The sequence below is a fragment of the Deinococcus peraridilitoris DSM 19664 genome (assembly GCF_000317835.1).
GTDB lineage: Bacteria > Deinococcota > Deinococci > Deinococcales > Deinococcaceae > Deinococcus_A > Deinococcus_A peraridilitoris.
In genome coordinates this window covers 2881272-2901718 of record NC_019793.1, presented here as the reverse complement: position 1 = coordinate 2901718, position 20447 = coordinate 2881272, and the positions used below count along the sequence as shown (strand labels likewise).

Here is a 20447-nt window from a genome sequence, read left to right as displayed (position 1 = left end):
GTGGATACGGTGTTCGGCTCCGAATTCCAGGGCACGGACGTGTTCCCGAATTCGCACTGCCAATGGGCAGGCTGCCCCGCTTCCGGGCACCATGCTTCCGGACACCATGCAGCAAAATGGGCTGTCAATATTCTCCTGTAGACATCTCGCCTTGTCTCGCCTCGCGCTGATCGGGCCTATCTTACCTCGAGCGTATGGCGCCCCTACCCTGGAGCTGACGCCCTTCTGAAGCCTGGCCACCCACACCTCAGCGGAATCGGAGACGACCCTCATGCAAGCTGAGTAATATGAGCGTCATGTTGGCAAAGTCTGTTCGTCTCGCCTGCGGGCTCGCCCTTGCGGCAGTTTGCTCTTCTGCTTTCGCGCAAGTCCCGACCAGTGCCGCCGCCGGTGCGGCCGTTGAAGTCAACTCCACCCTGAGCGGGCGCGTCATCAACTGCCCGGAAGGTCTGCGCATCTCTGCCCAGGCAGTGTGCCTATTCGCCAATGGCACCGTGGACGCGCTCAAGCCACGCGTCAAGGCCAAGTTCGGCGACCGGGTCATCGAGGACTGGAAAACCCGCACCGGCAGCCGCAACGCCAGCCTGCTCGTGCGCAGTGGCAACGACATCACCTACATCCTGCTGGCCCAGGCCAACGCCAACAGTGTGCTCGCCATTGTCGACGCACCTGCCGGCGCCGCACCTGCCCAGGGGCAGGCCCAGGGTGGAGCGGCGGCCAGCGCGCCCGCCACGACCGGCGCTCCACGCGTCGCCTTCGCCTCAGCCCGCGACCTCAGCGCCCTGGTGTCCGTACAAGCCGCTGACACCGTCGGCACCTTCACCCGCCTCGGGCAAAGCGTGGTGGTGACGGCCAACAACCGCAGCGCGCGCTTCGGAACGGGTTCGCTGCAATTGGAAAGCACCCCCTACAGCTCGGGCGGCCAGCTCTTCGTGCCGGTCACCATGCTGCGCAACCTCGGATGCACGGTGGCCGCGCCGCAAGGCACCACCGTGAGCGTAACCTGTGGTGGCAAGACCCAGAGCGTCAACGTCGCGCTGCGCTGATTCACGGGATTCAGGCGCTCACCTCGCGAGGTGAGCGCCTTTTCCTCGGCCCCCTCCGCTATCCTGAAGCCTCATGACCTTGCCGCCCGAAACCGGCACCTGCCGCACTTTGCACGACCTCGACCACGCGGTGACCGAATGCGTGGCGTGTCCCCGGCTGGTCGCGTGGCGCGAACAGGTGGCCCTCGAAAAACGCGCGTCCTTTCGGCATCAAGACTACTGGGGTCGCCCGTTGCCCGGCTTTGGGGACGAACTGGCCCGCATCGTGATCGTGGGCCTCGCCCCCAGTGCCCACGGCGGCAACCGAACGGGCCGCATGTTCACCGGAGACCGCAGCGGCGACTTTCTGTACGCCGCGCTGCACCGCGCCGGACTCGCCAGCCAGCCGCACAGCGAGGCGCGCGGTGACGGGTTGCAGCTGCACGGCGTGCGCATCACGGCGCCCGTGCGCTGCGCACCTCCTGCTAACAAGCCCCTGCCAGAGGAGCTGTCGCGCTGCTCGGCCTGGTTCGCCGCAGAGTTGCGCCTGCTCACCGAGCGCCGGGTTACATTGGCGCTGGGGCGCATCGGGCACGAGGCGTTTCTGCGCTTCGTGGGGTTGCGGCCACGGGATTTTCCCTTTGCGCACGGCGCGGTGCACACGCTGCCAGACAGCACGACCCTGATCAGCAGCTACCACGTCTCGCAGCAGAACACCCAGACTGGCCGGCTGACCCCACTGATGTTCGACGCTGTCATCGAACAGGCCAAAGAACTCGCAGGACTTTGACGCTTACGCCCGCCGCTACACTGGCTACATGCGTGTTCCTGCCCTCAGGATGCTGGCCTTGCCGCTGCTGCTGTCGTCCTGCGCCTTTCTGCCTCCCGCTCCCGGCGAGAACGGCACGTTCATGTTCGGTACCCGGGTGCTGTACATCCTGAAAGACCGGCGTGAATTCGGCTTCTGCTCGGCCGAACTGGTGGGCTGCACCGTGCCCCTCGGCAGCATCTGCGTGGTGCAGCTCGACCAGGAATTTTTCGAGAAGGCGACACGCTGGCAGCGCGTGAACCTGGTCGCCCATGAGCTCGGGCACTGCCTGGATTTGCGCAAACTGGGCCTGTCACACGGCGGCTTCACCGACCAGGGAAAGCGCTGGGGCGCCTATTACCGCGCGCCCTCGGAAGGTTTTGCGGAAGCCTACGCCCGCGCCTACATTGCCAGGTGCGGCCTGGACCTCGACTCGCTCGGCTGGATGAATGCCCAGGGTTCGTGCACTCCCCCGCACCCGCGCGAAGTGACACCCGAACTGATCGAGACGCAAAAGCTGTAAGAGCGTGTCTACGATTGTTCACGGGCGGATTCGAGGTGCCTGAGCATCGCATTACACGCCAGAGCATGCCAGCCAACTAAACATCGCTGAAATCGAGTTCGCTGCGCTTGCAACGCAGTGTTTGGATCAGCCGATCGCCAGCGAGGACGACCTGGAACGCCAGGTGGCCGCCTGGGAGTGCGCGCAACCGGAGGAAGGTGAGGGTGGGTAGTGGGACAGTGCAGGACTGAGCACGCCCGCATCAAGCTCAGGCGCCTCTACCCATAATATTCAGCTGGTTAAAAATACAGGGCACTTGCAATTGGCCAGGTTCCCCAATGTGCTGACATTGCGCAAGCACGTCGGGGAACATGTGACCAAGTACCACCACACCAACCTGTGCCCTTTCAGCAAACTGCTGACCATGGTTCTCTTTACGGCGTGAACCGCGAAATAATGGCCCGGTCCTGCCTACCCACTACGAACACTTTCCCAAGCGGGCTGAGCGCTATACCGTTTCCAAAAGAGTTCTTTCCCGCTGCGCCGTACTGCTTTACAATAATTTTCTTGCCATTGATGTCGTATTGACCCAAGAAATAATCAACATCGCCGATGTTGCTTCCATTGACGTTCGAGCCGAATGGTACATAGGTATAGCCAGTGACCAGCACACTTCCCGACGGGCTGACTGCCACGTCCTGCACTCGGGTGTCGTTTCCGGCGAGCTGTTGATACCATTTCCAGTTTCCGACGGCGTCATATTTCGTCAATCCAAACGTTGTTTGGACGTTCCCGGCTCCCAGGGACGTTTCCCGCAACACGTGTACGCTGTCATCAGCGGACGTCACCAATCGCACCACGGTGTTGACTGCCCCTCCGGTCGTCCCGAAGGTCTTGGTGAAGACCCGCCAACCATTCACGTCCAATTTGGTGAGCGAGATCTGCCTATTCGTACCCTCGGTGCACGCCATGAAAACGTTCCCTCCACCCGTTACGGCAATCTTCGGCAAACTGCAGCCAGAGGGGAAAAACGAGCCCTCACCATAGGTACTGAGGAGGCGCAGCCACACCAGCTGACCCGCCGGGCTGTACTTCGCAATTCGCATGCCCTGGTCTGCGTAACCGACCGTGTAGACGTTGCGCTGATTGTCCACGGCAGCATCGAGATAGAGATAGGGATTGCTGCTGTCAGCCTTTTTTATCCAGAGGAGGGTGCCGTTCGGGTCATACTTGACCAGGAAGCTGATGTTGTCTGGCGTGGGGCAGCAGATGTCCTGAGCACCGTAAGCACCGACGGCATAGACATTGCTCGCGCTGTCGGTGGTAAGACGAGAGAAGCTCGCTCCATACTGGTTGGTAAATGCCTTACTCCACAGGAGCTGACCGTCCTTGTCATGTTTTGCGATCAATGACGCTCCGCTTGCGATGACATTCCCTGCGACGTCTGACGCTGCATGAATGTATGAGGAACCGAGACCGGATTTCGTCCAGTCAAGGTACGGAAGTGCTTGTGCGTGCAGAAGTGCGGGCCCTGCGGACTGCGCGGGTGAAGCGGTCTGCTGTCCGCAGGCGGCAAGTGAAAGGGCGAGTGTACTGAGCACGACAGGCCGAGCGAGCGCGACGTGATGCATGAAACCTCCGGGAGTGAGGCGAGCGAAAGAACGACTGCCGACTCGTACTGTGGACGATGTAAACGTTTCCATCATGCGCCTGGGGTGTACCTCCGCTCACCTTTTCTTTGGGCAGTATTTTTCCCCCGCTTAAATTGTCCTCAGAAAAGCCTATGAATAACGCTATAAGAGCAGGTAAATCTGCTTCCTTCGATCGGAAGCGGAACCCTACAAAAATTAGTCAGCTGCCAATAGGATACTGGCGAGCCTTCACCTTCTGAGAAACAACAACCTTTCCTGTAACTGTCAACCAAATCCTATGTACTACTACCCCGGGTCGTACTCCACATGGATTCCATCTACTGGAGCGTGCTCAGATCTAAAGAGTTTCCATCATCCTATATACAGAAAATGCTGAGATCGACAACCAAAGAACGCCCCAAATGCGATTCAAGAGCAAAGACCGACCGTTTACCCTCCAGTGGCGCCACAGACTTCAGTACGGACACCTTTAACTGGCTGCTGTTCTGGACACCGTTTTCCCGTTGATCGTTGCTGAGGGCCGTGGGTCTCATGAAAGAGCGGCATCAAGGGGTTGTGACAACCCAAGACACCGCTCTGCTCGATCTACTGGCCTGGCCGAACTCCTCAAACGCCACTCGCCCTTTCTGCGCATCGACACCCTCAGAAGAGTAACCAATGTCGTCTGTGCCCCTGATCCTGGCGCAATCCACCCGACACGCTTGTCTTGCTCCCCACCTACCCGGCGTGGCTTCCTTCGAAGCGAAGAATCGCCGAGCGGAACGCTGTCTGCGAGACGAGCAACTGGATGGGGCAGCGTTTTTGTGCTTCCTGATCCCCTGCTGCCACCCGGCAAGCTCGTCCTGGCCATTGACCGGGCCTTCTTGGGCAGAACGGACGCGCGCAAGCCCTCAAAGCGGTTTGAGGGCTGTTCTGCGCAAGACGCCCATGAGGACGCCTGCCCGCAACTGGGAGCACGGCGAAGCGGACCTCAAGCTGCTTGGTCCTCGAAGGCTTCACGTTGTTCCCGGTCAGGAGCGCTCCCACGCAGCGGCAACAGCAACACGACTGCACGCGAAAGCCTGGTGGCAGACTGCTCAAGCACCTCCGGAAGGTCCTGGTGGCCGACAGAAAATTTCTGGAGGTGGACCGGTTCTCGTTCCTGCATAGACGCAAGATCAGGCGTTGTATCCGCATCCGGCTCGATTCCAAAGTGGATCACCTGCGCGTAGACGAAGCCTACAGCCATGTGCAGCCGGGCGAGGTGGTGGGCCTGCTGGAGAAAGCCAACGTGTACGGCGACGTGATGCAGGTCGTGGTAACGCGAGGCCAGGATGGAGAACTGTTCGCGCTGGCCACCGACCTCGAGATCTGGCAAGCGAGAGACATCTACACGCTCCGCTTCTTGGTGGAATGCACCTTCTCTGCCTTGAAGTCTGCGGGTGGGTGTCTGGAGGAATGCGACGAAGCCCATTTGGGGAAACAAGCATGGCCGCAGGGTCGTGAGTGTTCTGCGTTACGGCGGGGAACTGCTGGCGATGGCTCTCCGATGGCTTCGCGCTGGACCTTACCCGAGTTTTATACCCCTGGCCCTCCTCAGCCAGCCTGTTGCCGCTCCAGGAGCACTCGGAGAAGAAGGCACCCAGGACTGGACCTGACCAGTTTCTTAAAAGATTCGGAAGCGCAGGTTCAGCCCAACGCAAGCGCCGGTGAACAAGCAGCTCAGCGTAAAGCACGTGTAAAGGTTCAACCTTCGTTCTGAGGAAGGAAGCAGGTTTCGTTTCCTGACAGTCAACCAAACACGCCATTTCACACGATCTGACAAAAGTCAGCATCCCTCATCTGGAGGTTCCATGCAATTATCAAGTTCTTTCCCCCGTTCTGCCCTGATTGTTTCGCTCGCGCTGGGACTCGCCGCTTGTGGCCGTCAATCACCGTCCATTCCCGTTGGCACTGAAGCCAGCAACGCGACCATGCACGTCCAAAGCAGCAGCTACCAGCTCTACAAGCCCATACCGAACCTCGCCCTCGGCTTTGCGGCGACCGACGGAGCAGGGAATCTGTACGCCAGCGGAAGAATCCTCAAGGACATCAACGGCAATGCCTGCAGCGTGAACTGCGGCGTTCTCGTCAAGTTCGACCCCGACGGCCTGCGTCTCTGGCAGCATGCCAACGGCGACATCGAAATTCGCAAACTTGCCGTAGACGCCAAGGGCACGGTCTCGGCAATTGGCTTCAATTATCCCGACAGTTACCTGCTGCAATTTGACACCTCAGGCAACAAAATCCGGAGTGAGCGCGCAGGCGTGTATGATTTCATGGACCTTGCCGTTGATTTCCAGGGGAACGTGTACACGGTTTCAGGTCAGGCTGGACAGTATCCCGTCTCGATCACGAAACGGACGACGGCCTACCAGAAAGTGTGGACGCAGCAGGTGTCGGGTAAAGCGGACTGCGGCAACCCGAGCCTCGGTGTCAACAAATTCGGTACCACCGCTTACCCTTACGTGGTCTGCAGTGGTGACAGCGCCAGTCAAACGGTCACGCTGATCGGATTTGGTGCTGACGGACAGCGGCGCATCACCAAGAGTTTTCCCGGGGGACTCTTCACGGACGTGGCCGTTTCACCGTACGGCAGCTCCTACACGCTTAGGAACAGCGATGTGGAACCCCAGTACGACATGCTCACCAAGTACACTGCCGGGGGCAGCTGGCAGTGGGCGAAGAACGTGGCCAGTGCTTCACCCACCCAATACGAAACCAAGTCCGCGTCTGTCGTGGATGTCGACATGTCTTCGGATGTGTATGTCGGTGGATACACGCGTGACAACCAGGCCAAGCTGATCAAACTCGACGCGGATACCGGCAACGTCATCTGGAACGGAAGAATTGATTGTAGTCCCTGCTCTACCCGGGACGTCGCGGTCAGTCCGCTTGGGTCGGTCTGGGCGGTGGGCTCGAAGGCAGACGGTGGCTTCATCGCTCGCTTTGCTCAGAAGTAACGCCTGAAGCATCGGTCAGCGGAGCAGAGCAGGGAGTGGGGATAGCGGGAGATCCCGTCGCCTCCGCTGATTGATGTTTATCTTCCGCAAATGGGCGGGACGACCCTTACTGTCTGGAAATCGAGTAAGTGCGTTCTGGACAGCGGCGAATCAAAAGTGTCCTGTGCTGAACTCTGCCAGGGCCATTTGCCACCGACTGTCCGAGCGTGCGAATTTAAAACAGCACCTTGCCCAAGGCAGAAAACGATTTGTCCTTCAACCGCATCCCAGAATAGTGACAATACGGCTCATTCTCCACCACGTAATTGCCGTTCTGGATCTGCTCAATGAGCACGGTGAGGCACTCGGTGATTGAAGTGCAGGGGATGTCCACCTCTTCATAGTCCGCGCCGAACACCACAATCTGTCCGGCCCTCCCAAGCGGGCCGGGGTTCACGTCGTACCCGATCTGGTTTCCGGTCGTGTCGTCGAGGAATGGAACGAGCGTGACGCTCGGAAATCCGATTCGCAACCGCCGGTCGTCTGGAACGTCTCCCTCTTCGCAGATTCCAGACTCGCGTAGCTCCTGGAATCCATGAATGAGACGTAGAACTTCACGGATTGGCAGGAACTTGAGGTTGAAGATGACTCCTGGAACCAAGTCGTCGGCTTCACCGTTATTAACTTTGTAGATCGCGCGGACGTCAGCAGGCAGGGGAAAGCCAATCCTCTCTTCAAGCTGGACCAGGTCGTGTTCGGAAGCGGGGCCGTTCAGGCGGAGGTGCGTTCCCGGCACAATCCGTTCAATGGCTTCGATCAAGACGTGCCAGAGCTGCACGGTAGTGGGCGTCATGACTGTTTCACAATGCCGGTGTGTCAAGTGAAAAGGCAAGCAACTGAGGAGGGCGGGAACGCACCCCTTCGTAGCCCCGCATAAACACGATCTGAGCGCGGTAAGCAGCGTGAAGAGCCCTGTCTATGTTCGCCGTCGCCTTCGCGCACAGGGAAGGGCATCATGAACCCCATGACCGAAGCGTTCGACGTGACCGTGATGCCAGCGCGCGAACTGCGCGGCGAGATCACAGCCCAGCCCAGCAAGAACTACACCACCCGCTTTCTGCTGGCTGCTGCCCTGTCCTCCAGGGACACCCTGGTCCGCCGCCCGGCCACCAGCGAGGACAGCCTCGCCTTGCAGCGCTGCCTGCAGCAGTGGGGCGCGCTCCTCACGCCGGAAGACGACGGTCTGCGGGTTCGCGGCTTTGGTGCCTCGCCCAAAAGCGGTGAGCTGCTCGATCCGGGCAACGCGGGCGCAGTGGTACGTTTTCTGATTGCCATCTCGGCCCTCGCGCGCGAGACGCGTTTCGAAACGGCTTTCACCGACAGCCTGGGCAAGCGCCCTCAAGGCGACCTGCTGGATGCGCTACGGCAATTGGGCGCGGACCTGAAGAGTGAAGGCGGCAGGCTGCCCGTGACCGTCCGTGGAGGCCAGCTGCGCGGCGGTCAGGCTGAGGTGTCAGCCGAGCGTTCCTCGCAGTTCGCGTCGGCCCTGCTGTTTCTGGGGCCGCTGTTGCCCGAGGGGCTCGATCTGCACCTCACGGGCCACCTGAAAAGTCACGCGGCGCTGCGCCAGACCCTGGCGACCTTGCGGACTTTCGGCATCGAGTTCGAGGCCAGCGAGGACCTGCGCCGCGTGCAGCTGCCGGGAGGCCAGCGCTATGAGTCATCCGAAGTGACCGTGCCCGGCGACTACCCGGGCTCCTCGGCCATTCTGGTGGCGGGCACCATTGTGCCGGGAGAGATTCGCCTGCGTGGCCTGCAAGCGGACGACCTGCAGGGCGAACGCGAAACGGTGGACGTGCTGCGTGAGATGGGCGCGACACTGAGCTTCTCGGGTGATGTGGTGACCGTGCACGGTGGCTCTCCCCTGAGTGCCGTCACGCGCGACGGAGACCGCTTTACCGACGCGGTGCAGGCGCTGTGCGGCGCGGCTGCCTTCGCTCGCGGCACCAGCACCTGGGAAAACGTCTACACCCTGCGCCTCAAGGAATGTGACCGCATCAGCGACACCCGGCGCGAACTGCAGAAACTCGGACTGGAGGTCAGCGAGACCCAGGACAGCCTGAGCGTCACGGGACGTGAAAGCCTGCCCGGTGGCGTCACGGTGGACGGCCACGGCGACCACCGCATGATCATGCTGCTGACCCTGATCGGTCTGCACGCACAGGCTCCGATTACGATCATTGGCGCGCACCACATCCGTAAGAGTTATCCGGACTTTTTCAGACACCTGGAGGCCCTCGGAGCGCGCTTCGAGTATCACGCGCTCAGCCCCGCGTGACCAACTGGAAAACCTGACCATCCAGCGGCCAGCCTCTATCCTACGAAACGGCCCTGTTCCTGAAAGACCTCACCGTCGAGCAGAATCTGGCCGCCGCCCCGCAGATCGGCGATCATGTCCCAATGCAGGGCGCTCTCGTTTTTGCCGCCCGTTTCGGGGTAGCTGTTGCCCAAAGCCAAGTGAACGGTTCCACCGATTTTCTCGTCGAACAGAATGTTCTGGCTGGCCTGTTGAATGCCGTAGTTGCTGCCGATGCCCAGCTCACCCAGGAAACGCGAACCGGCGTCGGTTTCCAGCGCAGCCCGCAGCACTGCGTCGCCTTCTTCCGCGCTGGCGGCCACCACCTGACCGCCCTGAAAGGTCAGGCGGATGCCGCGCACCACCTGGGCGTTGTAGATCGTGGGCAGGCCGTAGTAGATGTGCCCGTTGGCGCTCGTTTCGAGCGGCCCGGTGAAGACCTCGCCGGAGGGCATGTTGCGCTTGCCGTCGCTGTTGGCCCAGGTGCGGCCCTTCACGCTGAGGCGCAAGTCCGTCTCGGGGCCCAGGATACGCACCTCGTCTGCACGCGCGAGACGTGCGATCAACTGGGCCTGCAACGCGCGAACCTCAGCCCATTTCTCCACCGGATCGGGCGTGTCGAGAAACATTGCCGAGGCCACGAAGGCTTCGTATTGCTCGGAGGTCATGTTCGCCGCGTGGGCACCCCAGGCCGTGGGGTAGAGCGTCAGGTTCCATTTGCGCCGGGCGCGTTCACGGGCGACGGGCGCCAAAGTTTTGCGGTGCCGGGCGCTGCGGACAGGGTCGAGGTCGGCGGCGGGCTCACTGGGCGTCAGAATGCGGATCGAGCCGTCCAAACTCTCGATTTCCTGCAGTTGCAGTGGATGCAGGGTGTCCAGAAACGCGTCCGGGGCGAAGCGGTAAAAGTCGTCGCTCTGGGAGGGATACTCCAGGCGCACCACCGGAAAGGCGCCGCGCTGCAGCAAGGTATTGTGCAGGGCCTCCACCAGCGGGAGTGCCAGCGTACTGCCCTGCACCAGAATGCGCTCGCCCGGCTGGGCGCTGACGCAGTAATCGACAAGAAGACGAGCGTGTTTGAGGTGGTCGTAGGACATGGAGATAAGCTATCAGCCCTCAGCGATTGGCGGTCAGTAAACGAGGGCGCCCCGTGGCGCCCCTCCTCATCTCCTGCTGTGTTCGCGGACGGCCGACGGCGTATCGCTCAGTCCATCACCACGCTGGCCAGACGCCGCACGCCTTCTTCGATCTGCTCGGGCGTCGAGTTCGAGAACGACAGGCGCAGGTGGTGGGCGTGGCCTTCGGGATTTGCGAAGAACGGCGCGCCCGGCACGTAGATCACGCCCGCGTCGACGGCGCGCGGTACGAGTTGCATGGTGTCGACCCCGCTGGCCATGCTGGCCCACAGGAACATTCCGCCCTCGGGCGCCCTGAATTGCAGCACGCGGGGCAGGAGGCGCTCCAGGGTGGCCATCATGTGCTGCGCGCGCTGGCCGTAGGCTTCACGAATCTTGGGCACGTGCTGCTCCATGCGGCCCGACTGCAGGTAGCGGTAGCCGACGTGCTGCGCGAAGGTGCTGGCGTGCAGATCCGAGGCCTGCTTGATGATGACGAGCTTCTGCTGCAGCCAGGCCGGCAGCACCATCCAGCCCACCCGCAATCCAGGCGCAACCACTTTCGAGAGGGTCGAGAGGTACACGCTGAGGTTCTCGGCACCCTCGACTTCCTGCGCAAGGCCCACCATGGGCGCCACGCTCTCACCGTGAAAGCGCAGTTCGGAGTAGGGATCGTCCTCGATGACCACGATGCCGTGCTGAGCAGCGAGTTCCAGCACGCGCACGCGGCGTTCGCGTGACAGCGTGGCGCCGGAAGGATTGGCAAAGGTCGCCACCAGGTAGATCAGTTTCGGCGCGCGCCCTTCGGCCTTGAGGGCCAGAATCTGACGTTCGAGGTCGTCGGGCAGCACTCCCTCGCCGTCGGACCCGATGCCGCGCATTTCGGCCTGGGCCAGCTCGAAGACCTGAATGGCCGCGAGGTATGAGGGCTGCTCCAAGAGCACCACGTCGCCCGGATCAAGCAGGGTGCGCGCGATCAGATCGATGCCCTGCTGAGAGCCGGTCGTGATGACCAGCTGGTCGGGGCTGATGTGGGCGCCACGCTCGGCCATCAGCTTGGCGATTTCGCCGCGCAAACCGGCGTGCCCTTCAGTGGCGCCGTACTGCAACGCCCCGACGGGGTCCTTTTCGAGGGCCTCCAGGGTGGCCTGGCGCATGCCCTCGACGTCGAACAGTTCCGGGGCGGGCAGGCCACCCGCAAAGGAGATCAGGTCTTTGCGTCCGGCCGCCTTGAGCACCTCGCGTACGAATGAGGGTTTGACGGTGCGCACACGCGCCGCGATGAGTTCTTCCATGGGTCCTCCTGAAGCGCGCCACGGGGGCCGCGCCGAACGAGCGTTCGCTCTCTATCCTACGCGTTTGGTTGCCGCTCACTACCCGATCAGACTTCTTTTTGGCCTGACCGCCGCGCGTCTCCTCTGTCTACTCAGTGCGCGGGGTCTGCGCCCCTGCGCTTCCTTATCCTGTCAGGGATGTCCGACGCTTCGAGCCAACCCCACACCGCCCGGCTGCTGATCGCCTGTCCGGACAAACGCGGCATCGTGGCCGCCGTTTCGCAGTTTCTGTTCTCGCACGGGGCCAATACCCTTTCCAGCGACCAGCACAGCACCGACCCCGAAAACGGGCGCTTTTTCATGCGCATGGAGTTTCACCTCGACGGACTCGACCTCAGCCGGGGTCAGTTCGAGCGGGCGTTTCAGGATGTGGTCGCGGCTCCTTTCGAAATGGACTGGCGGTTGTGGTACACCGCCGAGCCCAAACGCATGGCCGTGCTGGTCAGCCGGTACGACCATTGTCTTCTCGATCTGCTGTGGCGCAGAAGGCGCGGCGAACTGCAGGTCGAGATTCCGCTGATTGTCAGCAACCACGGCGACCTGCGCGGTGACGCCGACGCTTTTGGGGTGCCCTTCGAGATCATCGCGGTCGAAAAAGGCAAAAAGGACGAAGCCGAAGCGGCCCTGCTCGCCCGGCTGAGGGGCCAGTGTGACTTCGTGGTGCTGGCGCGCTACATGCAGATTCTCTCCGGCGATTTTCTGCGCGAGGTCGGCGTGCCGGTCATCAACATTCACCATTCGTTTCTGCCGGCCTTCGTGGGGGCCAATCCCTACCGCAGCGCCCTGACGCGCGGCGTGAAGATCATCGGGGCCACCGCGCACTACGTCACCGAGGAACTCGACGCGGGCCCGATCATCGAGCAGGATGTGGCGCGCGTCTCGCACCGCGATGACCTGGGCGCCCTGGTGCGCATCGGGCGCGACATCGAGCGCACGGTGCTCGCACGCGCCGTGAAAGCCCACGTGGAGGACCGCGTGCTGATCGACGGCAATAAGACCCTGGTGTTCTGACCCTTCTTATGCGTCTGTCTCGGGGTCTGGGCGGGTCAGGCGTTTCGCCTGACCGCTCGCTTGCCCGGCCTTGCGGTGGTGCCCGTCCGGCAGATGGGTGCCGCGCCGCACCGCCTGCAGATTCTCGCGGCGAAAGTCGCTGGCGTCGCCGCTCTTGTGGTGCCACAGCATGCCGGGCGGGGCAGCTCCCCCCATCACGAACTGCGCCAGCGTCTGGGTTTTCACGCCCGTACCGACACGGACCTTGCGCACGACCGCGCCGGATGTGGGATCGCGCCGAAAAGCCATGCCCGCTACCTGCGCGGCGGTGTCGGGATCGAGCAGCACCACGGTGCCGTCGCGCAGGGTCACAGCTTGAGGCGGGGCGTCGTGGGTGCTCATGTAGCCTTCAGTGTAGCGATCAAAGCGCGAGGCCCGCGGGTGCGGGCCTCGTGGATGTGTGCTTTTGTGTCCCTTTAGCGCTTGATGCTGAAGGTGGGGGACTTCCAGGTTTCCCAGTGCGCGGGATTGTTTTCGTCGCCCAGTGCCTTGAGGACCTTCAGCTCGACGTAGTAGCTGCCGTCGGCCACGGTGCGCTCCTGCTTGCCCTGCGTGGTCGTGCCGTCGAAGGTGAAGGCGCGGAAGCCGGTGGCCGTGCCGCTGCGGCCCAGGTACTCCTCGTTGAAGGCACGCCCTTGCAGCTTGCCGCTCTTGGCGTCATACACCTCGGCGCGTACCAGGCGGGCCTGGTGCTCGAAGTGGGCCAGGAAGAAGGGCTGGTCGCCATCCTTGAGGGTGTAGCTGGCCCCGTCGGCTTGTCTGGTGTAGCTGCCACCGCCAAGCTTGGCCAGCCAGGGGAAGTTGTTGGCGGTGGGGGTCAGCACCCGGATGCTCTGGTAATCGCCCTTGATGCCTGCGTAGGGTACACGCAGGACCGAGCCGCCTTCGCCTTGCGGGGTGAGCACCACGTAACCGCCGTACTGGCTGCGGTCGGCCAGGCTCGGGTTGGCGGTGATGGTGACGTCGATCGTGGCGGTGCCGCCCGCCGGAACGGTGACGCTCGGAGCGCTGAAGCTCGCGGAGGCAAAGCCGGTGGTGGGGCTGGGCGCGTTGGTCAGACCGCCGGTCGAAAGGGCAGGCGCATGAGACAGCGTGTAGGTCACCGCGCTGTTGCCCTTGTTCTCCAGTGTGAGGGTGCGGGTGGCCGGGCCATTTTCGCTTTCGCCGAGCGACAGCTTGCCCGGTTCCACGCGGGTGGTGGCACCCACAGCATTGACGATGTTCACCATGCCCGCGCCCTGCCGGTGCACGAAGTCCAGGAAGCCCGCGTTCCGATTGCCCGACCACGGCTTGGGTTCGGCGCTGTTTTGCAAGATGCTGCGCACCGCCTGCGAGGGCGTGTTGGGCTTGGCCTGCAGCAGCAGCGCCACGGTTCCCGCCACGTGCGGCGAGGACATGCTGGTGCCGCTGATGGTGTTGTACCCACCCCCCGGCAGCGTGAGCGGCCACGCCGAGCGAATCAGGCCGCCGGGACCACCGATGTCGGGTTTGAGGCTCAGGTCGGCGGCGAGACCGTAGGAGCTGAAGCTGGAGAGCAGGTCGCCGCTGGCATTCAGGAAGGTGCCGCGCTCGGCGGTCCAGGTGAGTTCCACCGGGCCGGCGTTCAGGCGCTCGTTGATGATGGCGCCTTCTTCGGCCGAGATCGCCACGACCGGAATCGTGATCGCCGGGGTGCCGGCCACGCTGGCGCCAAAGGGACCGGGCGCGTTGTTGAACAGCACGACCGCCGCCGCGCCCGCGTTCTGGGCATTCATGGCCTTGGTGTGGAAAGTGCAGCCACCGCGGCGAATCAGGGCCACCTTGCCGCTCAGGCTGTTGGCAGGCAGCGCGGCGCAGGCGTCGGCGGCGACCAGGGTCGGGCTGGTGCGCGCGAAGGTCAGGCTGCCCGAGGTGGGCGCGACCGGCGCGGGCGAGGCGTTCTGGTAGCCGATGCCCTTGCCGTCCGGCGAGATGCTGAAAGTGTTCAGCAGCACGTGGGTGTTGTCAAACGACGCCACGCCGATGACTTTTTCGCCCACGCCCGGCGCGCCCGCCGAGAAGGCGCCGCTGGCTCCGCTGTTGCCGATCGAGGCAACCACGGCCACACCCTTGTTGACGAGGCGGGTGGCGGCTTTGGCGGTGGGGTACTCGGGCCAGGTGTTGAAGGCCGCACCGATGGACATGTTCAGCACCTGCATGCCGTCGTCGAGGGCTTTTTCCATTGCGGCGATCATGATGTCGGACTGGGTGGAGCCTTCGCAGCCGAACACGCGGTACGCGCCGAACGAGACTTCGGGCGCCACACCTTTGAAACCGGTGGCGGGGTCATTGCCGCCTACGATGCCCGCCACGTGCGTGCCGTGGCCGTTGCAGTCGTCCTGCGGGCCGCCGGGCACCGGGGTGTTGCCGCCGGTAAAGGCGTCGCCGACGAAGTCATAACTGGCCACGATGCGTCCTGCAAAGGCCGGGTGGTCTCCATCGATGCCAGTGTCCATGACGGCCACCTTGACGCCCTTACCAGTCAGATTCAGCTCTTTTTGTGCCGTGTCCGCGCCGGTCATGGCGAGGGCAGTGGTCATGTCAGGCTCGGCCACCTGCTCGGTTTCGGGAATCTGGATCGTCTCGACCGGGTAAATCGCCTTTACGCTGGCAAGGCGCGACAGCTTGGCCAGTTCACCGGGCGCGACCTGCACGGACATCCCGTTGAACAGCTTGCCGAACGCTCGGCGCTCGGTGAACTTTACGCCTTTTTGCTTGGCTTCGGCACGAAAGTTGCGCTTGTCGGCCTCGGTGGCACTCAGGCTACCCCCGTCAGCAGTCGGCGCGTTGTGAAATTCCACGAACCAGGCTTGCGGCGACTCGTCGGCGACGCTGACCGAGTTCGCCGACTGGGATTGGGCGGTGACGGCGTTGGTCGAGGTGCTGGCCGGCTGCTGGCTTCCGCAGGCCGCCAGGGCAAGCGACAGCAGAAGCAGGGCCGAGGGGCGCAGTGCAGTGTTCCGAGGCACGAAGTTCAGGGACATAGGCTCCTTGTGCGACCCCTGAAAGCTGAAAAGAGGTCACATGAGTGCGAAGTGCCGCCCGCAACATCACGAGCAGGTCACGATGAGAGAATCTTTGGAAAAGACTTTGCGTTGTTTCTATCCTTGGAAAGGATAGTGACTTGAGCACGCCAGGACGTGTGCATTTTATTCAGATCGCTTTAACCGGTTCTTGGTATTCACTCATTGTGGCATCATAAGCATGCCGTGCAGGACGACGAATTTTTCACATTCCCGTTGCCCACTCGGCAACGGTCCTGACCAAGTCGACATTTCCTTCGCCTGGTGGATGAGTTTTCGCGGTTCCAGATCGCGCAGAAACCGCAGCAAGGTTTCTCCGCACAACAACGATAAGACGATCAGTGCACCATTTACGCTCCGCGCGGACGGCTCAGACTCTGGACGTCGTTCAGCACAATGGCCGCCGCCTTCTCACCGCTTTCCATCGCACCCTGAATGGAACTGCTACTGGTGGCCTCCGACGCGATCACCACGTGAGGCCAGGAAGTCGCGTGACCCGCGAGGGACGCCTCGAATCCTGGCGGCTGCGCGAACTGAGCGAAGGGAAGGTGGTCCAGTGTCAGCAGACGCAATTTCTCGACTTCGTCCGGACCGTACCAGCGTGACAGCTCGGCACGCACCGCATGGTCAAGCTGCGTGTCGTCCTGACGGGGGCGCCCCAGCACGGTCACACTCAAGAGGTGTTTTCCAGGCGGGGCCAGTTCCGGCACGGTGTTGCTGAGCCAGATCGCGTTGTTGACCACACCGTCGTGCGCATTGAGCAAGAGGCGCTTTTCCGAATCGAGGTTCACGTCCGCCGCGTAATGCAGGTAACTGCTGGAGACGGGAGTATGCGGCACCGCGACACCAGCCAGACGCTGAATCTCGGGTGGGCTGGTGGCCACGATGACTTCCCGGGCATCGATTTCACCAACGCTCGTCAGCAGGGTCACATGATCTGTTCGAGGGCGCAGCTCGTGCACGAACACGTTGGGGGTCACGTTGACCTCCTGGACCAGCTGCCGGGCGATTTCGCCCATGCCGCCGCGCGGAATGGCCGTAGGTCCGTCGATCAGCATGCGCAGGTAGTAACGAAAGAGCCCGGCGCTGGTACTGAGATCGCGCCTGAGAAAGATTCCACCAAAAAAGGGGGCGAAGAAGTGATCGATGGCGCGGTAGGAAAATCCACTGCGGCGCAGATAGTCGAGCGTGGTTTCGGCAGTGCCCGTCAGCAGCGAGTGAGGTGCCGGTGATTTGAGGCGCAGAACCAGCCGGGCGAGCAGCAGTTTGTCACGTGCGCTGAGCGAAGCGGCGCGCAACGTCGACAACGCCGAGGCCGGATCGCGCAGCGGGTCGCCCACCGTGTCGCTGCGCCCGACCTCCCGAATGACCGCTCCGGCAGGCAACGAGGTCAGGTTCAGCGCTTCCAGGTCGAGGTTACGCTGCACGGCTGGGTAAGCGGTGAACAGGACTTGAAATCCCAGGTCCACCCGAAAGCCGTCGACATGACGCGTCTGTACCCGGCCGCCCAGCTCACGGCCCGCCTCGAGCACGCGCACACGCCGACCTGCCCGCCCGAGCAGACGCGCCGCCGTGAGCCCTGCCAGTCCAGCTCCGATTACCACCGTGGTCATTCTTCGAGCCTAAGTTCCGCCCGGCAGCCTGTGAAGGGTGAAATCCTTCAAACTGCACCGAACGCGCGCTGCCGTGCCTGGTCCCGGATCGCCGTATGCTGGTGTATGCCCGCCGACGGCACGCCCAAGCAGCAACGTGACAACCAGGCCGCGCCGCGCCGCACAAAGCCAACCGAACGCACACGGCTCCTGCAGCAGGCGCGGCCACATGACGCGTTTGCCACGCTGCTCGGCACGCACGCGCAAAGCACCACCCTCGAACAGGCCGTGCTGCTGGCCTTCGCGTTGCTGCAAGACGGCTTGCCGGACACCACGGCCGTGTACGCGGAAGCACAAGGGGCGGCGGGGTGGTACGTCCACCATGCCAGCCGCACCCTGACTGCGGAACACGAACACCAGCTGCTGCTCGGCCGTCCTCCCAGCACGCTGCGCGAAGTGACACTCGCGCGCGAGGCCTATTTTTTTCCTGAAGGTGACCGGACTGCGCCGACCACCGCACCAGACAATGCAGCGCTCTCGAGTGGACACTACCCGCTGTCCTTTGGCAGTCAGCTCGCCCTGTTGAGCGTGGTCCAGTGGAACCGGAATACCTGGGACCCGGCGGACCAGGGGTTGTTTCTCGCCGTGGGGCGCGCCCTCAACTGGGCGCTGGCACGCTTGAGGGCGCCGGAGCATGTGCGCACACCAGACCGCCCCACGGACACGGTGCATTCCGATGCTCAGCTCGCGCCGGACGTACTGAGAGAATTTTCAGGCCTGCTGCGGGACCTCTCGCTGCACGCCGCGCCTCACGCGCTGGTTCAACGGGCCCAGCAGGTCGCATTGTCGCTGTTTCCCCGGGGTTATGCACTGTATTACGAACTACACGCCGGACAGTGGCGCTGTCAGGTGCAGCTCGGTGCTCCGCCCCCGGAACTGCAGGCGCTGATCGATGCCGGGCTGGCCTATAATGACGCGCCCATGCTGGTCTGTGCCTGGACACGGCGTGAAGCGTGTTACACGACGCAGCATCCTGAAGTCGCGCCGCCGATGTCCGCGCTCGTCGGGTCGGTCGGCAGTATGGCCAGCCTGCCGGTGCTGATCGAAGGCCAGCCCGTCGGGGTTTTGCTGGTCGCGCTGTTTCAGCGAAATGTCTGGTCCGCTGCGCAGCGGACGGTGCTCGAGGCCCTGGTGCGTACCCTGGGGCTGGCCATGGAACGCGCCGCGCAGCTCGAACACCTGGAAACGCAACGCTTCGCGCTGCAACGACGCAATCAGGAGCTCGAAGAGGAGCGCGCCGCCCTGAATGCCTTTGCCCGCTTCACCGAAGCCTCGACCCAGCCTGCAGATGTGACAACCCTCGCGCGGCTCGCAGTCGAGATCCTGCGAATCTCGCTGCGCGACGTCAGCGTGGGTTACTACACGCTTTCCGACGGGCGCTGGAAAGCCCTGGTGCTGTCAGAAGACATCGACGGGGCGGCAGCGAGCCGGGCACGCGAGGGTTTCTTGCCAGATACCCCGAGCTTCGCGAGCCCGTTTCTGGTTCGCGGACCGTCGTTTGTGGACGGCTGGAACGCCGACCGCGAAGGTGTCGAGCATACTGAGGATTATGGCGCGGGCGCCCAGTATCCTTACCTCGACGGCGGCGAGCCCGGTGGCCTGCTTACCATGGGAACCAGGCACGCCCACGCCTGGACCGAGCGCGAACGGCTGGTGTTCCGCGCGGTAGGCCGGAGTCTGGAGCTCGCCCTGGAGCGCGCCGCCACCACGGTGGCCCTGCAGCGCCAGGCGGTAGAACTTGAAGCGCGCGCGCAGATTCTGGAAGCTTTTGCCGCCCTTTCCCGCGACCTCGCCTTCGAGACCGACCGCTACGCCCTGATCCGCAGCGCCCAGGAGATCGTGTGTCGCCTGCTGCCGTCCGGCTACGCTGTGTATTACGAACTGCACGAGGACCTGTGGTACCCGAAGGCCCAGACGGGCAACCTGCGCTCCGGGCCGCTGCAGGCGATGGTGAACGCCGGGCTGCCGCGCGAGGCACTCGGCCTGGGGACCTCGTGGGCCGCCCGACGCCCCTGGTATCAGGACTCCTTCCCGGAAACGGCCGAGGCTCCACGCGACTTGATGGGGCACGTGCAGGCCCGCGCGATCCTGCCGCTCGAGATCGGCGGTAACATGGTCGGCCTGTTCTGCGTGGGTCTGTTCCAAGAGCGCCACTGGACGCCGACCGACCGGACAGTGCTGGAAACCGCCGTGCGCAACCTCGGTCTGGCCCTGGAGCGTGCCGAGGCAGTCCGCGAGCTTCAGACCCAGCAAGCCCAGCTGCAGGCCGCCAACGAGGAACTGGAGGCCTTTGCCTACTCGGTGTCGCACGACCTGCGCACCCCCGTGCGGCACATCACGGGCTTTAGCAGCCTGCTTCGCCAGGCGCTGGGCGCCGGACTCGACCGCAAAACCGAGAAGTACCTCTCGGTGGTGGAGGGCGCAGCGGGACGCATGAACAGCCTGATCGACGCAATGCTGGAATTATCGCGCACCTCACGCCTGCCGTTGCGCCTGGAAACGGTGAATCTGGCAGAACTGATGGAACACGTGCGCCAGGAGTGCGAGGCAGATTTGGCCGGACGGCAGGTGAACTGGAAAGTCAGCGGTCTTCCCGAGGTGCAAGGCGACCGTCAGACCCTGCACCAGGTGCTGGTCAACCTGATCTCGAACGCGCTCAAGTACAGCCGAACACGCGAGGTGTCGCGAATCGACGTGTGGGCCGAGGAGCACGAACACGGCTGGGCCATCTTCGTGCGCGACAACGGGGTGGGCTTCGACCCTGCACACGGCAGCAAGCTCTTTGGAGTGTTTCAGCGCCTGCACCGCCAGGAAGAATTCGAGGGCACCGGGGTGGGCCTCGCCAACGTCCGGCGCATCGTTCACCGGCACGGCGGGCAGGTCTGGGCCGAAGGACGCCCGGAAGAAGGAGCGACCTTTGGTTTTTCGCTCCCCAAGCCGGGCTGAGCGTCGGTC

The 20447-nt window shown here is 63.1% G+C and carries 15 protein-coding genes; 7 read left to right on the top strand and 8 right to left on the bottom strand.

Features of this window, described 5'->3' with window-relative positions; translation table 11 throughout:
- Positions 1-296: 296 nt before the first annotated feature.
- The 3 genes from DEIPE_RS14080 (at position 297) to DEIPE_RS14070 (ending at position 2356) form a co-directional block, all read left to right on the top strand.
- Positions 297-1046: a hypothetical protein gene (locus DEIPE_RS14080; protein ID WP_157448880.1), complete on the top strand. Its 750-nt coding sequence runs from the start codon at positions 297-299 to the stop codon at positions 1044-1046.
- A gap of 73 nt (positions 1047-1119) precedes the next feature.
- On the top strand, positions 1120-1815 hold the full coding sequence (locus DEIPE_RS14075) for a uracil-DNA glycosylase (protein ID WP_015236644.1): 696 nt from the start codon (positions 1120-1122) through the stop codon (positions 1813-1815).
- A gap of 28 nt (positions 1816-1843) precedes the next feature.
- Positions 1844-2356, top strand: a complete 513-nt coding sequence (locus tag DEIPE_RS14070; RefSeq protein ID WP_015236643.1) for a hypothetical protein — start codon at positions 1844-1846, stop codon at positions 2354-2356.
- A gap of 413 nt (positions 2357-2769) precedes the next feature.
- On the opposite strand, the gene DEIPE_RS14065 is transcribed toward DEIPE_RS14070, so the two are convergent.
- Both DEIPE_RS14065 and DEIPE_RS23620 read right to left on the bottom strand, forming a co-directional pair.
- A complete protein-coding gene (locus tag DEIPE_RS14065; RefSeq protein WP_015236642.1) occupies positions 2770-3966 on the bottom strand; it encodes an NHL repeat-containing protein in 1197 nt (398 codons plus the stop codon).
- 991 nt (positions 3967-4957) lie between these two features.
- The gene (locus DEIPE_RS23620; protein ID WP_041230917.1) at positions 4958-5440 is read right to left on the bottom strand and encodes a hypothetical protein; all 483 of its coding nucleotides are present in this window, start codon (positions 5438-5440) and stop codon (positions 4958-4960) included.
- Between the two features lie 379 nt (positions 5441-5819).
- Between DEIPE_RS23620 and DEIPE_RS14055 the strand changes: the two genes are divergently transcribed.
- Positions 5820-6968: a hypothetical protein gene (locus tag DEIPE_RS14055; RefSeq protein WP_015236641.1), complete on the top strand. Its 1149-nt coding sequence runs from the start codon at positions 5820-5822 to the stop codon at positions 6966-6968.
- Between the two features lie 214 nt (positions 6969-7182).
- On the opposite strand, the gene DEIPE_RS14050 is transcribed toward DEIPE_RS14055, so the two are convergent.
- On the bottom strand, positions 7183-7800 hold the full coding sequence (locus DEIPE_RS14050) for an SMI1/KNR4 family protein (RefSeq protein WP_015236640.1): 618 nt from the start codon (positions 7798-7800) through the stop codon (positions 7183-7185).
- 162 nt (positions 7801-7962) lie between these two features.
- Here DEIPE_RS14050 and aroA point away from each other — a divergent pair, with 162 nt between their 5' ends.
- The gene (gene aroA / locus DEIPE_RS14045; protein ID WP_015236639.1) at positions 7963-9285 is read left to right on the top strand and encodes a 3-phosphoshikimate 1-carboxyvinyltransferase; all 1323 of its coding nucleotides are present in this window, start codon (positions 7963-7965) and stop codon (positions 9283-9285) included.
- 35 nt (positions 9286-9320) lie between these two features.
- Here the strand turns inward: aroA and DEIPE_RS14040 are convergent, their stop codons facing one another.
- Together DEIPE_RS14040 and DEIPE_RS14035 are read right to left on the bottom strand one after the other, a co-directional pair.
- A complete protein-coding gene (locus tag DEIPE_RS14040; RefSeq protein WP_015236638.1) occupies positions 9321-10397 on the bottom strand; it encodes an aminopeptidase in 1077 nt (358 codons plus the stop codon).
- A 107-nt stretch (positions 10398-10504) separates the two neighbouring features.
- Positions 10505-11710: an aminotransferase-like domain-containing protein gene (locus tag DEIPE_RS14035; protein ID WP_015236637.1), complete on the bottom strand. Its 1206-nt coding sequence runs from the start codon at positions 11708-11710 to the stop codon at positions 10505-10507.
- A 177-nt stretch (positions 11711-11887) separates the two neighbouring features.
- Between DEIPE_RS14035 and purU the strand changes: the two genes are divergently transcribed.
- Complete coding sequence (gene purU / locus DEIPE_RS14030; RefSeq protein WP_015236636.1) at positions 11888-12760, top strand: formyltetrahydrofolate deformylase; 873 nt, start codon at positions 11888-11890, stop codon at positions 12758-12760.
- A 6-nt stretch (positions 12761-12766) separates the two neighbouring features.
- On the opposite strand, the gene DEIPE_RS14025 is transcribed toward purU, so the two are convergent.
- The 3 genes from DEIPE_RS14025 to DEIPE_RS14015 form a co-directional block, all read right to left on the bottom strand.
- Positions 12767-13141, bottom strand: coding sequence for a hypothetical protein (locus DEIPE_RS14025; RefSeq protein ID WP_015236635.1), 375 nt, complete (start codon positions 13139-13141; stop codon positions 12767-12769).
- A 74-nt stretch (positions 13142-13215) separates the two neighbouring features.
- On the bottom strand, positions 13216-15801 hold the full coding sequence (locus tag DEIPE_RS14020; protein ID WP_015236634.1) for a S8 family serine peptidase: 2586 nt from the start codon (positions 15799-15801) through the stop codon (positions 13216-13218).
- Positions 15802-16190: 389 nt separating this feature from the next.
- Positions 16191-17453 (bottom strand): NAD(P)/FAD-dependent oxidoreductase, encoded by a 1263-nt coding sequence (locus tag DEIPE_RS14015; protein ID WP_015236633.1) that lies wholly within the window; start codon positions 17451-17453, stop codon positions 16191-16193.
- Positions 17454-17558: 105 nt separating this feature from the next.
- On the opposite strand from DEIPE_RS14015, the gene DEIPE_RS14010 reads away from it, so the two are divergent.
- Positions 17559-20438, top strand: a complete 2880-nt coding sequence (locus tag DEIPE_RS14010) for a GAF domain-containing sensor histidine kinase (protein WP_015236632.1) — start codon at positions 17559-17561, stop codon at positions 20436-20438.
- Positions 20439-20447 lie beyond the last annotated feature (9 nt).

What these genes read in the sequence shown, in the direction of transcription:
- aroA (WP_015236639.1), top strand. Translation starts at nt 7,963, where the DNA reads ATGAACCCCATGACCGAAGCGTTCGACGTGACCGTGATGCCAGCGCGC.
- DEIPE_RS14070 (WP_015236643.1), top strand. Translation starts at nt 1,844, where the DNA reads ATGCGTGTTCCTGCCCTCAGGATGCTGGCCTTGCCGCTGCTGCTGTCG.
- DEIPE_RS14075 (WP_015236644.1), top strand. Translation starts at nt 1,120, where the DNA reads ATGACCTTGCCGCCCGAAACCGGCACCTGCCGCACTTTGCACGACCTC.
- DEIPE_RS14040 (WP_015236638.1), bottom strand. Translation starts at nt 10,397, where the DNA reads ATGTCCTACGACCACCTCAAACACGCTCGTCTTCTTGTCGATTACTGC.
- DEIPE_RS14020 (WP_015236634.1), bottom strand. Translation starts at nt 15,801, where the DNA reads ATGTCCCTGAACTTCGTGCCTCGGAACACTGCACTGCGCCCCTCGGCC.
- DEIPE_RS14035 (WP_015236637.1), bottom strand. Translation starts at nt 11,710, where the DNA reads ATGGAAGAACTCATCGCGGCGCGTGTGCGCACCGTCAAACCCTCATTC.
- DEIPE_RS14010 (WP_015236632.1), top strand. Translation starts at nt 17,559, where the DNA reads ATGCCCGCCGACGGCACGCCCAAGCAGCAACGTGACAACCAGGCCGCG.
- DEIPE_RS14025 (WP_015236635.1), bottom strand. Translation starts at nt 13,141, where the DNA reads ATGAGCACCCACGACGCCCCGCCTCAAGCTGTGACCCTGCGCGACGGC.
- DEIPE_RS23620 (WP_041230917.1), bottom strand. Translation starts at nt 5,440, where the DNA reads ATGGGCTTCGTCGCATTCCTCCAGACACCCACCCGCAGACTTCAAGGC.
- DEIPE_RS14050 (WP_015236640.1), bottom strand. Translation starts at nt 7,800, where the DNA reads ATGACGCCCACTACCGTGCAGCTCTGGCACGTCTTGATCGAAGCCATT.
- DEIPE_RS14065 (WP_015236642.1), bottom strand. Translation starts at nt 3,966, where the DNA reads ATGCATCACGTCGCGCTCGCTCGGCCTGTCGTGCTCAGTACACTCGCC.
- DEIPE_RS14015 (WP_015236633.1), bottom strand. Translation starts at nt 17,453, where the DNA reads ATGACCACGGTGGTAATCGGAGCTGGACTGGCAGGGCTCACGGCGGCG.
- DEIPE_RS14080 (WP_157448880.1), top strand. Translation starts at nt 297, where the DNA reads ATGTTGGCAAAGTCTGTTCGTCTCGCCTGCGGGCTCGCCCTTGCGGCA.
- purU (WP_015236636.1), top strand. Translation starts at nt 11,888, where the DNA reads ATGTCCGACGCTTCGAGCCAACCCCACACCGCCCGGCTGCTGATCGCC.
- DEIPE_RS14055 (WP_015236641.1), top strand. Translation starts at nt 5,820, where the DNA reads ATGCAATTATCAAGTTCTTTCCCCCGTTCTGCCCTGATTGTTTCGCTC.